The organism is Burkholderia pyrrocinia (assembly GCF_003330765.1).
GTDB lineage: Bacteria > Pseudomonadota > Gammaproteobacteria > Burkholderiales > Burkholderiaceae > Burkholderia > Burkholderia pyrrocinia_B.
In genome coordinates this window covers 2,173,675-2,189,023 of record NZ_CP024903.1, presented here as the reverse complement: position 1 = coordinate 2,189,023, position 15,349 = coordinate 2,173,675, and the positions used below count along the sequence as shown (strand labels likewise).

Here is a 15,349-nt window from a genome sequence, read left to right as displayed (position 1 = left end):
GAAATGGCAAAACGCATTTTTGAAGTCTACCGCTACGATCCGGACAAGGACGCAGCGCCGCGCATGCAGACGTACGAGCTCGAGATCAAGCACGAGCGCATGCTGCTGGATGCACTGATCAAGTTGAAGGCGCTGGACGAGACGCTGTCGTTCCGCCGTTCGTGCCGCGAAGGCGTGTGCGGTTCGGACGCGATGAACATCAACGGCAAGAACGGTCTCGCGTGCCTGACGAACCTGAACGACCTGCCGCAGAAGATCGTGCTGCGTCCGCTGCCGGGCCTGCCCGTCGTGCGCGACCTGATCGTCGACATGACGCACTTCTTCAACCAGTACCACTCGATCAAGCCGTACCTGATCAACGACGCGCCGCCGCCGGAGAAGGAACGCCTCCAGTCGCCGGAAGAGCGCGACGAGCTCGACGGCGTGTACGAGTGCATTCTGTGCGCGAGCTGCTCGACGTCGTGCCCGAGCTTCTGGTGGAACCCGGACAAGTTCGTCGGCCCGGCCGGCCTGCTGCAGGCTTACCGCTTCATCGCGGACAGCCGCGACACGGCCACCGGCGAGCGTCTCGACAACCTGGAAGACCCGTACCGTCTGTTCCGTTGCCACACGATCATGAACTGCGTCGACGTTTGCCCGAAGGGCCTGAACCCGACGAAGGCGATCGGCAAGATCAAGGAACTGATGGTTCGCCGCGCGGTTTAAGGCCGGGTTGCAATGAGCGACGATTCGCATCAATCCGACCCGCACCGCCGCGCGCGCCTTCGCTGGCGCGCGCGGCGGGGTCTGCTGGAGAACGATCTCGTCTTCGAGCGTTTCTTCGGCAGATACGAGCATGACCTCACCGATGCAGACGTAGGCGCGTTGTCGCGCCTGCTCGATCTGAGCGACAACGACCTGATGGACTTGCTCCTAGCGCGCAAGGAACCAGAGGGCGACCTAGACAGCCCGGATATTCACCGGCTGTTGGAGATGCTGCGCAACGTGTAACGCGTTACGCCCGTTATCGAATCCCGTTTCTTTATTTCGATTGAGGATGTGCCATGACTCCGTCTGATGTTAAAGCCACGCTATCGTTCAGCGACAACTCGCCGAGCGTCGAAATGCCGATCTACAAGGGCACCATGGGCCCGGACGTGATCGACATCCGCAAGCTGTACGGCCAGACCGGCAAGTTCACGTACGACCCGGGCTTCATGTCGACGGCAGCTTGTAATTCGGCGATTACGTACATCGACGGCGACAAGGGCGAGCTGCTGTACCGCGGCTACCCGATTGACAACCTCGCGCAAAACGCGGACTTCCTCGAAAGCTGCTACCTGCTGCTGAAGGGCGAGCTGCCGAACGCCGCGCAGAAGAAGGAATTTGTCGACACCGTCACGAAGCACACGATGGTGCACGAGCAGATGCACTTCTTCTTCCGTGGCTTCCGCCGCGACGCGCACCCGATGGCGGTGCTGGTGGCGGCCGTCGGCGCGCTGTCGGCGTTCTATCACGACTCGCTCGACATCAACGACCCGCGTCACCGCGAAGTGTCGGCGATCCGCATGATCGCGAAGCTGCCGACGCTCGTCGCGATGGCGTACAAGTTCAGCATCGGCCAGCCGTTCGTCTATCCGAAGAACGAACTGTCGTACAGCGCGAACTTCATGCACATGATGTTCTCGAACCCGTGCGAAGAGTACAAGGTCAACGACGTGCTGGTTCGCGCGCTCGACCGTATCCTGATCCTGCACGCCGATCACGAGCAGAACGCATCGACGTCGACGGTCCGCCTGGCCGGTTCGTCGGGCGCGAACCCGTTCGCATGTATCGCCGCCGGTATCGCGTGTCTGTGGGGCCCGGCGCACGGTGGTGCGAACGAAGCCGCGCTGAACATGCTCGAGCAGATCGGTTCGCCGGACAACATCCCCGAATTCATCAAGCAGGTGAAGGACAAGAATTCGGGCGTGAAGCTGATGGGCTTCGGCCACCGCGTGTACAAGAACTACGACCCGCGCGCGAAGCTGATGCGCGAGACGTGCTACGAAGTGCTGACCGAACTGGGCCTGCACGACGACCCGCTGTTCAAGCTCGCGATGCAGCTTGAAAAGATCGCGCTGGAAGACGAATACTTCGTGTCGCGCAAGCTGTACCCGAACGTCGACTTCTACTCGGGCATCGTCCAGCGCGCGCTGGGCATCCCGACGTCGATGTTCACGTGTATCTTCGCGATGGCACGTACGGTCGGCTGGATCGCACAGTGGAACGAAATGATTGCCGATCCCGAGCAGAAGATCGGCCGTCCGCGCCAGCTGTTCATCGGCGATGCCCCGCGCGAAGCGAAGCCGATCAACGCACGTTAAGTCGTGCGCGGCGCGAACGGCCTTGACGGGCCGTTTGCGTCGAGCGGCTCGCATCGTCACGACACCCCGACGGGTCATCCCGCCGGGGTGTTTTCATTTGCGCGCCGGATCGGCGCGGCGCTCCAGCGACGGCGGCCGCATGTCGAGCGCCGGCGCGTCGTCGTCGGGTGCGTGGCCGTGCTGCAGGAAGAACTGGCGATACGCGCCCGGCGTCATCCCGCGCGCGGCAAGGAACTGGCGGTTGAAGTTCGCGGCATTCGGAATGCCGCAGCGCGCGGCCACCGTCGCGATCGGCCAGTCGGTGCCGACGAGATGACGGCACGCGTGCGCGAGCCGCAGCCGCTGCACGTAGCGGCCGACGCTTTCGCCGAGATGCCGGACGAACAGGCGCTGCAGCGTGCGTTCGGACATGTGCGCGGCAGCGGCGAGTGCATCGATGCGCAGCGGTTCGTGGAAGTGCCGGTCGATCGCGTCGAGCACGCGATCAAGGCGCTCGGCTTCGGGCGCGGGAGCGTCGGCGGGCGGTATCGTGCCGCCGGGCCGGTCGTACGCATGCGCGGTGGCGAGCGGCTCGCCGCCGGCTTCCGCGAGGTCGGCGAGCGTGTCGAGTGCGGCCGCGAGCCGCGCGCGCGGCGACGGATCGAGCAACTGCGGCAGCCGTGCGCGCATCGCGCGGGCCGCGTCCGCGTCGAAGCGCAGGCCGGGCGCCGCGCGCCGCAGCAGCGAGCGCAGCGGCGCGTATTCGGGGCAACAGTCGGCAAGCCGCCGCACCCAGTCGCCATCGAACCAGACGACGAGCGCGACTTCGGGCGCATCGCGATCGATGCGCGCGTTCGACGACCAGGTATGCGGCAGGTTGGGCGGCACGAGCACCAGATCGTCGTCCGCGTAGCGCGCGACGTGATCGCCGATGAAGCGCTGGCCGCGGCTGTTGAGCGTCAGCGTCAGTTCGTATTCGGGATGGCGATGCCATTCGAACGGGATGCGTGCGAGCTGGCGGTGATACACGCGGATCGAACAGCCGGGGGCGAACGTCACGTGCTCGTACTGCGGTTTCATCGCGGCCTCCGGCGAGGGCAGGCGCCGCGCCGTGGCATGATCGTGAGCGATCGTCACAACGGAGCGATGCCATGTTTTCACATGTTTGCGTGGGCGTCAGCGACACCGCGCGCGCCTACGATTTCTACGCGCCGCTTTTCGCGGAACTCGGGCTGCGCCTGAAGTTCCGCGAGCCGGACGGCTGGTCGGGCTGGATGCCGGCCGACGCCGACCGGCCGCTGTTCTTCTTCGGCCAGCCGCTCGACGGCCGCGCGCCCGAACCGGGCAATGGCCACACGATCGCGTTCGCTGCGCCGACACGCGCGCACGTCGATCGCTGCCACGCGCTCGCGCTGCGGCGCGGCGGCGCCTGCGAAGGGCCGCCGGGACTGCGGCCGCACTACCACCGCGACTACTACGGCGCCTATTTCCGCGACCCGGACGGCAACAAGCTCTGCGTGGTCTGCCATCATCCCGGGTAACGCACGTTTGTCAGGATTGTATCGATAGTTGGCCGGATCGAGGTGATGGCGGCCGTGCGCCGGCCGTATGCTGACAGCACATCACGACACGCTTCAGCGAGGAGACCACGATGCAACTGACGATAGACGATTTGCCCGCCGCGATCCGCGCGGCGAAAAGGGCGCTGCGCGCCGGCCTGCCCGGTTACGCGGCCACGTTCCGCGAGCTGGAGGGCGACATCGCGCGGCAGGTCGACGCGATCCGGCGCACGCACGCGCATGGCCGCGACGTGATTCCGGTGGTGCCGTTCGCGGATATCGCAGGCGGGACGGTCGATCTGCACGCAATTGCCGCGATCCGCACGCATGGCGCGGTCGTGATTCGCGGCGTATTCGACGCGCGGCAGGCGCGCGACTGGAACGACGAGATCGGCGCATATCTGGAGTCGAACCGCTTCGCCGACCGGCTGCAGGCGCGCGCCGAGGACAGCTATTTCGGCAACCTTGCGTCGGGCAAGCCGCAGATTTACGGTGTTTACTGGTCGAAGCCGCAGGTGGCCGCGCGCCAGTCGCCTGCACTCACGCAGGCGCGCGTGTTCCTGAACCGCCTGTGGCGGCATGCGGACGGCACACGTACGCATTTCGATCCCGACCAGGTGCCCGCTTACGCGGACCGGATTCGCCGGCGGCCGCCGGGTTCGACGTCGCTCGGGCTGTCGCCGCACGTCGACGGCGGCTCCGTCGAGCGCTGGCTCGGCGCGAACTTCCGCCAGGTCTACCGTCACGTGCTGGCCGGCCGCTGGCGCGATTACAACCCGTTCGATGCCGCGTTCCGTCCCGACGTCGAGGAAATTCCGTCGCCGGCCGTGTGTTCGATGTTCCGCACGTTCCAGGGCTGGACCGCGCTGACGCCGCAGGGGGCCGGCGACGGCACGCTGCAACTGATCCCGGTGGCGAACGCGATGGCCTATGTCGTGCTTCGCGCGCTGCAGGACGATGTCGCCGACGACGACCTGTGCGGCGCGCGTCCGGGCCGTGCGCTGTCGATCCGGCCCGAATGGCACGCGCTGCTGCTCGACGCGCTGGTGCCGATCCCGCACATGGAGCCGGGCGACGCGGTGTTCTGGCACGGCGACGTCGTGCATGCGGTCGAGGATGCGCATCGCGGCAGCGGCGACAGCAACGTGATGTACATCGCGGCCGCGCCGGGTTGCGCGAAGAACGACGCGTACCTGCGGCGCCAGTTGCCCGCGTTCGCGCGCGGCGAGAGCCCGCCCGATTTCCCGGCCGATCATTTCGAGGTCGAATTCGACGGGCGTGGCGGGGAAGGCGATCTCACGGCGCTCGGCCGCTCGCAGATGGGGTTCGGGTCCGGCGTGTGACGTGCGCGCCGCGCGCGAAAGCGGCCGTTCGCGATGCGGCGAACGGCCGTCTGCCGAATCCGCTGCCTGCTGCGCGCAATTCGACGCAATCGGCTGTCGGCGCAGCCGAAATCGACACGAATTGCACAATTTGGCTTCCGATAATGGTCCGGACACAACGCAGCTGCCCCGTGCGCCGCACGGGTGTGGCGATGACCATGGAGAAGTCGATGCAATTCACGCAAGCGATCGTTCGCCGTCCCGCGCCGTCCTGTGGCGCAGGCCTGACCACTGCCGAACTCGGCGCACCCGACCACGACAAGACGCTCACGCAGTTCCACGCGTATTGCGACGCGCTGCGCACGCTCGGCGTCGAACTGACCGAACTGCCGCCGCTGGACGCGTTTCCCGATTCGCACTTCGTCGAGGACGTCGCCGTCGTGACGCCGGAATTCGCGGTGATCACGCGCCCCGGCGCGCCCGCTCGGCGCGGCGAGACGGCGCACATCGAAGCGGCGCTCGCCGCGCATCGTGACCTGCTGCCGATGCAGGAAGGGCGTCTCGACGGCGGCGACGTGATGCTGGTCGGCAAGCGCTTCTACATCGGCCTGACGGGCCGCACCGACGCGGAAGGCATCGCCGCATTCGAATCGCTCGTGTCGCGCTACGGCTATTCGGTCGTCGCGGTGCCGGTGGGCGCCGGCCTGCACCTGAAGTCGGTCGTCAACGCGCTCGGCGACGACACGCTGCTCGTGACCGAAGCGCTGGCCGCGCATCCCGCGTTCGCCGACTATCGCCGGATCGCGATCTCGGCCGCCGACGAATACGCGGGCAACACGCTGCGCGTGAACGGCACGCTGATCACGCCGGCCGGCTATCCGCGCGTGCACGATGCGATCGCGTCGCTCGGGCTGCCGCTGCACGTGATCGACACGAGCGAATTCCGCAAGATGGACGGCGGCCTGACCTGCCTGTCGCTGCGGTTCTAGCCGATTGGCGCGCGGCCGCTTCGGCCGGATAATGTGGCCCCCGCGCGGAAAAGGAGACGTTCCGCGCACCAGCCACGACCCGACCGGAGCGAACGCGGATGACCGACAAGAAGATGCAGCTCGACAAGATCGATCTCCGGATCCTCGACATCCTGCGCACCGACGCCCGGATTTCATACCGGAAGCTGTCGGAGCTCGTGAACCTCACGCCGCGGCCCTGCCAGGCGCGCGTGGAGCGGCTCGAGGCGCTCGGCGTCATCGAAGGCTACCGTGCGGTGATCAAGGCGCCGCGCGCGACCAAGCCGATCGTCGTGATCGCGCAGATCGTGCTGGCCGACCACGGGCGTTCGCAGGCGCCGTTCGAGGACGAGATGCGGGCGAATCCGGCCGTGCTCGATTGCTGGCTCGTCAGCGGCACGTTCGATTTTCTCGTGCGGCTCGCGTGCGAGGATCTCGACGAGTACCGGCGGATCGCGAACGTGTGGCTGGAAAGCCCGCGGTTCCGGATCGAAAAGATCGTGACGACGGCTGAACTGCAGGCGATCAAGCGCAGCGTCGTTTGACGCGCGGGCCGGGAAGGCCCGGTTTCGATGCGAATGACCAGGTCGAACGATTTGCATTCCGAATCAAATCAGACGAACCAGAATCCAATCAAGGTGAACACTATGGATGCTTTGCAAGCGGCAGCGGAGACGGCCGCACCGTCCGGGACGACGCTGAAGCGCCGTCTGCAGGGCCGCCACATCGCGATGATCGCGATCGGCGGTTCGATCGGCACGGGGCTGTTCGTCGCGTCGGGCGCGTCGGTCGCGCAGGCGGGGCCGGGCGGTGCGATCGCCGCGTATCTCGCGATCGGGATCATGGTCTACTTCGTCGTCACGGGGCTGGGCGAGATGGCGGCGCTGATGCCCGTGTCGGGCTCGTTCGCGATCTACGGCGAGAAGTACGTCGACGAAGGCTTCGGCGTCGCGCTCGGCTGGACCTACTGGTATAGCTGGGCCGTGACGATCGCGATCGAGCTGGTCGCCGCGCAGATCGTGATGCGCTACTGGTTTCCCGCCGTGCCGGGCGTGTGGTGGGGCGCGGGCTTCCTCGTGCTGATCTTCCTGCTGAATACGCTGTCGGTGCGCGGCTTCGGCGAATCGGAGTACTGGTTCTCGCTGATCAAGGTCGTCACCGTGATCGCGTTCATCGCGGCCGGGCTGTTGATCGCGGCCGGTATGCTCGGTAGCGGGAATCCGGTCGGCTGGCACAACTTCACGACGGGCGATGCGCCGTTCGTCGGCGGCGTGCACGCGATGCTGAGCGTCGCGCTGATCGCGGGATTCTCGTTTCTCGGCACCGAGCTGGTCGGGATCACGGCCGGCGAATCGGAGAATCCGCGCAAGACGATCCCGCGCGCGGTGAAGCAGATTTTCTGGCGGATCATGCTGTTCTATGTGTTCGCGATCTTCGTGATCGGCCTGCTCGTGCCGTACACGGACCCGAACCTGCTGAAGAGCGACGTGACCGACATCGGCGTGAGCCCGTTCACGCTGGTGTTCAGCCACGCGGGCTTCCCGCTTGCCGCCGGCGCGATGAATCTCGTGATCCTGACGGCCGTGCTGTCGGCCGGCAATTCCGGCACCTACGCGGCGACGCGGATGCTGTACAACCTCGCATCGGAAGGGCGCGCGCCGGCGATGTTCGCGACGCTGTCGCCGGGCGGCGTGCCGCGCAACGCGCTGTACGCGACGATGGCCGTCGGCGGGCTGTGCTTCCTCACGTCGCTGACCAACAATCAGGGCATCTATCTGTGGTTGCTGAATACGGTCGGCATCACAGGCTTCATCGCATGGCTCGGCATCGCGGTCTGCCATTACCGGTTCCGCAAGGGGTTCCTGAAGCAAGGCTACCGGCTCGATCAACTGCCGTATCGCGCGAAGTGGTTCCCGTTCGGGCCGTTGTTCGCGATCGCGATCTGCATCGTGATCTCGCTCGGGCAGGATTACCAGGCGTTCTTCGCAGCCCGCGTCGACTGGATGGAGGTGCTGTCGATCTATGTGTGGATTCCGCTGTTCGTCGCGATCTGGTGGGCGTATCGCCGCGCGCGCAAAAGCCGGTTGGTGCGCTACGAGGAGATGGAGATCGGGCCGTGGCTGACGCGCTCGGTCGAGGCCGTCGACGCGGCGGCCGCGCAGCACGGGCAGCCGCACTGATCGCTCGCCCGCGAATACGCGGCAACGGGAGCCGGCTGCAACGCGCGGCCGGCATCGATGCAACTGCCGGTGCGGCCACGTGCGCAATAATACCGGCAGCGCTGATGCTGCCGTGGGCGATCGCGGCGTTCTTCGCGATCGTGACGAGAGGCGCGGACCTTGCCCGCGTTACTTGTCCAGCTCCGGATAGTGCCGGAAGATCCCCATGTCGTTGAACGGGATGCGGCGTTCGGACTCGAGATAGCGTGCGACGGGCGGATGTTGCGCGACGCGGTCGTGCAGGCCGACGAGTGCCGCGACCTGCCGCTCCGCGCGCTTCATCGCCTTCGGAAATGCATAGCGCAAGCCCTCGATCAGCTGGAACATCGACAGGTCCGCGTAACTGAGCGCGCTGCCCGCCATATAGCCGCTCTTGTGCGAATTCTGTTCGAGCACGCGATCGAAATAGCCGAGGAATTTCGGCAGCCGATTGTCGAGGAAATCGGCCGCGCGCTCGGCGGCTTCCGCTTTCTGGTCCTCGTAGTACAGGCCGCTTCCGATCGGATGATGCGTGTCGTGGATCTCGGTGATGAAATCGGCGACGGTCAGCTGGATCTGGTGCACCCACAGCCGGCCGGCTTCGTCGTCGGGCGCGAGCCCGAGCCGCGCACCGAGAAACAGCAGGATGTTCGCGGTTTGCCCGACGACGAGATCGCCGGCTTTCAGGAACGGCGGCGCGAACGGCACGCATTCCGCCTTCGTGCTGTCCATCATGCGCATCATCGCCGACACACCCATCCCGCGCCCCGATTCGCGCGCGACGTCGACATAGTCGGCTTCGGCTGCCTCGAGCGCGAGCCGAACGTATTCGCCGCGGCCCTGGATCTCGGGCCAGTAATAGAGTTCATATCGCATGTTGTTCTCCTGTCCGCTGAACCGGATGCGGCCGGCTTCGTGACGACCGGGCGGCCGTGCGTCGCCGGTTGCGAATAGACAGTCTAGAAGATCTTGCGAAAAGTGCTGCGTGCATCACGCATCGCGTTCACCGCCTTCCGGGCCGTAGAAGAACACCCATGTCGAGAAGTCGCTGGAGAAGCCGACGAAGCGATGCTCCGCGTGCGCGGGGACGAACAGCGCGTCGCCGGCCGCGACGTCGCACTCGCGTCCGTCGACGACGAAGCGCGACGTGCCGGTGGCGATCACGTAGACCTCGTCGCGGGTATGCGGCGTCTGCTGGTCCTCGATGCGCGGCCGGTACAGCTCGACGTCGAGCGTGCCGTGGCGAAACAGCGTCGTGAACAGCGTGCCTTCTTCATCGAGGCGCGCGAGCGATTCGTTCAGGCCGAGCTTCATCGTCGTGTGCTCCGGGTCCGGTCGTGGGAACGTGGGTTGCGCCATCGTATCGCGAAATCCGGAGATCGACGTTCAGCGCGCGACGATGTGCGCGAATCACATGCTCGCCACCGATGAAACGGTGGCTGCGTGCGCCCGCCATGGATGAAACGTATTCGTCCATCGGTGAAACGGCGTGACGATCGCCCGCGTTTGATCGACAGGTTCACTGCAATTTAATAAACGCCCACTACGATCCGGCATCGTCAATCGACAGATTCGCATGTCGACTCTGCCGTCGGCCGCCCAATCGCGCGACTCGCCCGATTGCCATTTCCCGTGAACCCGCGATTTGCGACGCTGCGATCCGCTGCCGGCGTTGTTCGCATCGCATCAATTCGTATTTCTGATGAATCTGATTCCGTCGACTTCTTCACGCAGAAAATTTCTTGCCGCCGCGCCTGCCTTTGCGGCGGCACCGCTGCTGAGCGCATGCGGCGGCGACGACATCACGTCGGCGCCGATCACCGATGCGGCGCTTGCCGCACAGATGTCCGCGAAGCTGAATGCACAGCTCGGCGATGCGGCGACGGTCAATGCGATCGTGCCGGTGTTGACCGATGTCGGCTTCACCTGGGACCTGCCGACGGCGCCGGCCGCTCAGGTCGGCGCGATCGTCGCGTACAGCTTCGGCAATCGTCCGAACGCGGCGAGCGGCAACACGTCGAGCACGGGCGGCAACCAGTCCGCGCTGCCCGATCCGGGGCCCGTCAACGAGGCGCTCGCGGATGCCGTGTACCGCATTCGCCAGTTGAAGCCCGTCAAGGTCTACGCGCAGTGGGAAATCGCGCGCTTTCTCGTGTCGAAATACGGGATGGGCACCGACGTGTTGTCGTCGATCGAACCGGTGATCGCGAGCGACGGCTCGATCGTGTACCTGAGCACGGCAGGCGTCGCGGCCGTGGCCGTGTCGCGCGCGGGCGGCGCGGCCGCAATGGGCACCGTCGCGGTGGTCGGCCATCGCGACCATGCGAAGCGCTGCATCCAGACCTCGCAGCAGGCGGGCATGAAGGCGGCTGCCGTCGCCGAGGTGCCGCTCCCGACGATGTACGACCCGCAATCGGGCCAGCCGTGGACGCGCAACCGCAGCCTGTATCTCGTGCACGACATGTATGCGCAGATGCTCGGCCGCGCGATGGCCGCGACGATGCAGGCGTTCCCGAAGGGCTGACGCCTTCCGCTCCCCACTCGAATCCCATGACCATGAAGACCCGCCGCCATTTCCTGACTTCCACTTCGGTACTTGCCGCGTCGTGCGCCGCCGCTGCGCCCGCTTTTGCGAGCGATGCCCCCGTTTCCGATGCGGAACTGCAGCGTCAGATGCTCGGCAAGCTGATGAACGAGCTGAACGACCGCGCGGCTGCCGCCGACGAGACCGGTTACCTGTTCGATACGTTTTTCTCGTGGACGCCGCCGACCGTCGAGGCTGCCGGCGTCCACACGATTGCCGCGTTCAGCTTCGGCAGTCGCGCCGCACCGGTGCCGGGCCCCGTGAACGAGGCGATTGCCGACGCCGTGTTCCAGCTTCGGCAGAAGGTCGCGGCGCCGATCTTCGCGCAGCAGGAAGTCGCGAGCGTGCTCGCGTCGAAATACGGGCTGACGGCCGGCGTGACGTCGATCGCGACGCCTGCCGCGATCGCCGGCAGCCCGATACCGACGCCCGACGGCGTCGCCTCAGCGATCGTCCGGCAGGCCGGCTCGGCCGCGGCGCTCGGCAAGGTCGGGGTCGTCACCCATCGGGATCAGGCGTCGATCGCCGTGCGTGTGTCGAATGCAGCGGGGATGCAGGCGGCGGTGCCGGCCGGGCTGGCGCTGCCGTCCGTCTACGACACGTCCGCTCAGCAGCCGGCGATGCGCCGCCGCGATCTCTACCTGATGAGCAACGCGGGCATGCAGCTAGGCATGCTGCGGCTCGACCTGATCGCCCGCGAATATCCGAACGGGTGAGCCGCCGTCTCCGTTTGCCGGGTAATGCCGATACAGGTATTGGCACTACCAGCCAAACCACTGTTTTTAATGGGTTTTTTCTCGCCCGGCCTGCGCCGCGGCGCGTTCTGCGTGGCATAATCGACCGCATCCGCAAGGCTTGAAGTCACAACGACCCCGCATACCCATGGCACAGACTCTCTACGACAAACTGTGGAATACCCACGTGGTCCACACCGAGGACGACGGCACGACTTTGCTGTATATCGACCGTCAGCTGCTGCATGAAGTCACGAGCCCGCAGGCGTTCGAAGGGCTGAAGATCGCGCAGCGTCCGGTGTGGCGCATCAGCGCGAACCTGGCCGTATCGGACCACAACGTGCCGACGACGGACCGCAGCCACGGCATCGCCGATCCCGTCTCGAAGCTGCAGGTCGACACGCTCGACGCGAACTGCGATGCATTCGGCATCACGCAGTTCAAGATGAACGACCTGCGCCAGGGCATCGTCCACATCATCGGGCCGGAGCAGGGCGCGACGCTGCCGGGCATGACGATCGTGTGCGGCGATTCGCATACGTCGACGCACGGCGCGTTCGGCGCGCTCGCGCACGGCATCGGCACGTCGGAAGTCGAGCACGTGCTCGCGACGCAAACGCTGTTGCAAAAGAAGAGCAAGAACATGCTCGTGAAGGTCGAGGGCGCACTGCCGCGCGGTTGTACCGCGAAGGACATCGTGCTCGCGATCATCGGCAAGATCGGCACGGCCGGCGGCACGGGCTACGCAATCGAATTCGGCGGCTCGACAATCCGCGCGCTGACGATGGAAGGCCGCATGACCGTCTGCAACATGGCGATCGAGGCTGGCGCGCGCGCGGGCATGGTCGCCGTCGACGATACGACGATCGATTACCTGAAGGGCCGTCCGTTCGTGCCGACCGGCGCGGAATGGGATCAGGCCGTCGAGTACTGGCGCCAGTTCAAGTCGGACGAAGGCGCGCAGTTCGACCGCGTGGTCGAGTTGAATGCGGCCGAGATCGTCCCGCAGGTCACGTGGGGCACGTCGCCGGAAATGGTCACGTCGATCGACGGTCGCGTGCCCGATCCCGAGCGCGAGAAGGATCCGGTCAAGCGCGACGCGATGGAGCGCGCGCTGGCCTACATGGCGCTCGAGCCGAACACGCCGATCGAAGCGATCAAGGTCGACAAGATTTTCATCGGCTCGTGCACGAACGCGCGAATCGAAGATATTCGCGCGGCCGCGTATGTCGTGAAGAAGCTGAACCGTCGCATTGCGTCGAACGTGCGGCTCGCGATGGTCGTGCCGGGCTCGGGCCTCGTGAAGGCGCAGGCCGAGCGCGAAGGGCTCGACAAGGTGTTCACGGACGCCGGTTTCGAATGGCGCGAGCCGGGCTGCTCGATGTGCCTCGCGATGAACGCCGACCGGCTCGAGCCGGGCGAGCGCTGCGCGTCGACGTCGAACCGCAACTTCGAGGGCCGGCAGGGCGCGGGCGGTCGCACGCACCTCGTGAGCCCCGCGATGGCAGCGGCCGCGGCGATCGAAGGTCACTTCGTCGACATTCGCCAGCTGGGGTAACGCGTGACGGCATCGAAGGTTGTTGCGCGGCTGGTTGCCGCGCTGGCGCTTGCGGGGCTGGGCTTCGGTCTTGCGGGCTGCAACACCGTCCAGGGCTTCGGGCAGGACGTCAACTCGGCCGGCAGCGCATTGAAGCGCGCCGCGGAGTGATGTTTCCCGCCGAGAATTTGTCGATGTGCGCCGGCTGAACGCCGGCCCTCCAACCGGATAGACGGATCATGGAAAAATTCACAGTACATACCGGCGTCGTGGCGCCGCTCGATCGCGAGAACGTCGACACCGACGCGATCATCCCGAAGCAGTTCCTGAAGTCGATCAAGCGCACGGGCTTCGGTCCGAACGCATTCGACGAATGGCGTTACCTCGATCACGGCGAGCCGGGACAGGACAACTCGAAGCGTCCGCTGAATCCCGACTTCGTGCTGAACCAGCCGCGCTACCAGGGCGCATCGGTGCTGCTCGCGCGCAAGAACTTCGGCTGCGGCAGCTCGCGCGAGCACGCACCGTGGGCGCTGCAGCAGTACGGCTTCCGCGCGATCATTGCGCCGAGCTTCGCGGACATCTTCTTCAATAACTGCTACAAGAACGGTCTGCTGCCGATCGTGCTGACCGAGCAACAGGTCGATCACCTGTTCAACGAGACGGTCGCGTTCAACGGCTACCAGCTGACGGTCGATCTCGACGCGCAGGTCGTGCGCACGGGCGACGGCCGCGAGTATCCGTTCGAGATCGCCGCGTTCCGCAAGTACTGCCTGCTGAACGGCTTCGACGACATCGGCCTCACGCTGCGCCACGCGGACAAGATCCGCCAGTTCGAAGCCGAGCGGCTCGTGAAGCAGCCGTGGCTCAACACCAAGCTGGTCGGCTGATATCGCCTGTCGGGCGGGCGCGCTTTCGGCGCGTTCGCCGGCCTGCCTCCATAACCTACCCAGTCAGGAATTACGCATGAAGATTGCAGTGCTGCCCGGCGACGGCATCGGTCCGGAAATCGTCAATGAAGCGGTGAAGGTGCTGAACGCACTCGACGAGAAGTTCGAACTCGAACAGGCGCCGGTCGGCGGCGCGGGCTACGAGGCGAGCGGTCATCCGCTGCCCGACGCGACGCTGAAGCTCGCGAAGGAAGCCGATGCAATCCTGTTCGGCGCTGTCGGCGACTGGAAGTACGATTCGCTCGAGCGCGCGCTGCGCCCCGAGCAGGCGATCCTCGGCTTGCGCAAGCATCTCGAGCTGTTCGCGAACTTCCGCCCGGCGATCTGCTATCCGCAGCTCGTCGATGCGTCGCCGCTTAAAGCCGAGCTCGTCGCGGGCCTCGACATCCTGATCGTGCGCGAATTGAACGGCGACATCTACTTCGGCCAGCCGCGCGGTGTGCGCGCCGCGCCGGATGGCCCGTTCGCCGGCGAGCGCGAAGGCTTCGACACGATGCGCTACTCGGAACCGGAAGTGCGCCGCATCGCGCACGTCGCGTTCCAGGCGGCACGCAAGCGTGCGAAGAAGCTGCTGTCGGTCGACAAGGCAAACGTGCTCGAGACGTCGCAGTTCTGGCGCGACATCATGATCGACGTGTCGAAGGAATACGCGGACGTCGAGCTGTCGCACATGTACGTCGACAACGCGGCGATGCAGCTCGCGAAGGCGCCGAAGCAGTTCGACGTGATCGTCACCGGCAACATGTTCGGCGACATCCTGTCGGATGAAGCGTCGATGCTGACGGGTTCGATCGGCATGCTGCCGTCGGCGTCGCTCGACAAGAACAACAAGGGCCTGTACGAGCCGTCGCACGGTTCGGCGCCGGACATCGCGGGCAAGGGCATCGCAAACCCGCTCGCGACGATCCTGTCGGCCGCGATGATGCTGCGCTATTCGCTGAATCGCGCGGAGCAGGCCGATCGCATCGAGCGCGCAGTGAAAACGGTGCTCGAACAGGGCTACCGCACGGGCGACATCGCGACGCCGGGCGGCAAGCAGGTCGGCACGGCGGCGATGGGCGACGCAGTGGTCGCGGCGCTGTAAGGCAATGCGGCAATAACGTAGAAAGGGCGCGAACGGGCCGTAAAATCGGC

At 65.9% G+C, this 15,349-nt stretch carries 17 protein-coding genes; 14 read left to right on the top strand and 3 right to left on the bottom strand.

The annotated features are described in order from the left end of the window. Nucleotides 1-3: 3 nt before the first annotated feature. The 3 genes from CUJ89_RS27510 to gltA are packed head-to-tail and all read left to right on the top strand — an operon-like array spanning nt 4 to nt 2,345. Nucleotides 4-705 carry a succinate dehydrogenase iron-sulfur subunit gene (locus CUJ89_RS27510; protein WP_114180476.1) on the top strand — a complete coding sequence of 234 codons (702 nt, stop codon included), beginning with the start codon at nt 4-6 and terminating at the stop codon, nt 703-705. Between the two features lie 12 nt (nt 706-717). Then, nucleotides 718-990, top strand: coding sequence for a succinate dehydrogenase assembly factor 2 (locus tag CUJ89_RS27505; protein WP_114180475.1), 273 nt, complete (start codon nt 718-720; stop codon nt 988-990). A 53-nt stretch (nt 991-1,043) separates the two neighbouring features. Next, the gene (gltA, locus tag CUJ89_RS27500) at nt 1,044-2,345 is read left to right on the top strand and encodes a citrate synthase (RefSeq protein ID WP_114180474.1); all 1,302 of its coding nucleotides are present in this window, start codon (nt 1,044-1,046) and stop codon (nt 2,343-2,345) included. A 93-nt stretch (nt 2,346-2,438) separates the two neighbouring features. On the opposite strand, the gene CUJ89_RS27495 is transcribed toward gltA, so the two are convergent. Continuing rightward, the gene (locus tag CUJ89_RS27495) at nt 2,439-3,404 is read right to left on the bottom strand and encodes a helix-turn-helix domain-containing protein (protein ID WP_114181593.1); all 966 of its coding nucleotides are present in this window, start codon (nt 3,402-3,404) and stop codon (nt 2,439-2,441) included. 71 nt (nt 3,405-3,475) lie between these two features. On the opposite strand from CUJ89_RS27495, the gene CUJ89_RS27490 reads away from it, so the two are divergent. The 5 genes from CUJ89_RS27490 to CUJ89_RS27470 all read left to right on the top strand — a co-directional run bounded on the left by CUJ89_RS27490 (nt 3,476) and on the right by CUJ89_RS27470 (nt 8,392). Further along, nucleotides 3,476-3,865 carry a VOC family protein gene (locus CUJ89_RS27490; RefSeq protein WP_114180473.1) on the top strand — a complete coding sequence of 130 codons (390 nt, stop codon included), beginning with the start codon at nt 3,476-3,478 and terminating at the stop codon, nt 3,863-3,865. 110 nt (nt 3,866-3,975) lie between these two features. Continuing rightward, complete coding sequence (locus CUJ89_RS27485) at nt 3,976-5,226, top strand: DUF1479 domain-containing protein (RefSeq protein WP_114180472.1); 1,251 nt, start codon at nt 3,976-3,978, stop codon at nt 5,224-5,226. A 209-nt stretch (nt 5,227-5,435) separates the two neighbouring features. Beyond that, entirely contained in the window at nt 5,436-6,194 is a 759-nt protein-coding gene (locus CUJ89_RS27480; RefSeq protein WP_114181592.1) for a dimethylarginine dimethylaminohydrolase family protein, read from the top strand. A gap of 98 nt (nt 6,195-6,292) precedes the next feature. After that, nucleotides 6,293-6,757 carry an Lrp/AsnC family transcriptional regulator gene (locus CUJ89_RS27475; RefSeq protein ID WP_114180471.1) on the top strand — a complete coding sequence of 155 codons (465 nt, stop codon included), beginning with the start codon at nt 6,293-6,295 and terminating at the stop codon, nt 6,755-6,757. 102 nt (nt 6,758-6,859) lie between these two features. Next, complete coding sequence (locus CUJ89_RS27470; RefSeq protein WP_114180470.1) at nt 6,860-8,392, top strand: amino acid permease; 1,533 nt, start codon at nt 6,860-6,862, stop codon at nt 8,390-8,392. Nucleotides 8,393-8,560: 168 nt separating this feature from the next. Here the strand turns inward: CUJ89_RS27470 and CUJ89_RS27465 are convergent, their stop codons facing one another. Further along, entirely contained in the window at nt 8,561-9,286 is a 726-nt protein-coding gene (locus CUJ89_RS27465) for a glutathione S-transferase (protein WP_114180469.1), read from the bottom strand. A 114-nt stretch (nt 9,287-9,400) separates the two neighbouring features. After that, nucleotides 9,401-9,724, bottom strand: a complete 324-nt coding sequence (locus CUJ89_RS27460; RefSeq protein ID WP_114180468.1) for a cupin domain-containing protein — start codon at nt 9,722-9,724, stop codon at nt 9,401-9,403. Between the two features lie 388 nt (nt 9,725-10,112). On the opposite strand from CUJ89_RS27460, the gene CUJ89_RS27455 reads away from it, so the two are divergent. The 6 genes from CUJ89_RS27455 (at nt 10,113) to leuB (ending at nt 15,299) form a co-directional block, all read left to right on the top strand. Continuing rightward, the gene (locus tag CUJ89_RS27455; RefSeq protein ID WP_114181591.1) at nt 10,113-10,934 is read left to right on the top strand and encodes a hypothetical protein; all 822 of its coding nucleotides are present in this window, start codon (nt 10,113-10,115) and stop codon (nt 10,932-10,934) included. A gap of 32 nt (nt 10,935-10,966) precedes the next feature. Further along, on the top strand, nt 10,967-11,710 hold the full coding sequence (locus CUJ89_RS27450; RefSeq protein ID WP_114181590.1) for a Tat pathway signal protein: 744 nt from the start codon (nt 10,967-10,969) through the stop codon (nt 11,708-11,710). 166 nt (nt 11,711-11,876) lie between these two features. Beyond that, complete coding sequence (gene leuC, locus CUJ89_RS27445) at nt 11,877-13,286, top strand: 3-isopropylmalate dehydratase large subunit (protein WP_114180467.1); 1,410 nt, start codon at nt 11,877-11,879, stop codon at nt 13,284-13,286. Between the two features lie 3 nt (nt 13,287-13,289). After that, on the top strand, nt 13,290-13,436 hold the full coding sequence (locus tag CUJ89_RS27440) for an entericidin A/B family lipoprotein (protein ID WP_114180466.1): 147 nt from the start codon (nt 13,290-13,292) through the stop codon (nt 13,434-13,436). A gap of 68 nt (nt 13,437-13,504) precedes the next feature. Further along, nucleotides 13,505-14,155 (top strand): 3-isopropylmalate dehydratase small subunit, encoded by a 651-nt coding sequence (leuD, locus tag CUJ89_RS27435; RefSeq protein ID WP_114180465.1) that lies wholly within the window; start codon nt 13,505-13,507, stop codon nt 14,153-14,155. A gap of 76 nt (nt 14,156-14,231) precedes the next feature. Beyond that, nucleotides 14,232-15,299, top strand: coding sequence for a 3-isopropylmalate dehydrogenase (leuB, locus tag CUJ89_RS27430; RefSeq protein ID WP_114180464.1), 1,068 nt, complete (start codon nt 14,232-14,234; stop codon nt 15,297-15,299). Nucleotides 15,300-15,349: the final 50 nt, after the last annotated feature.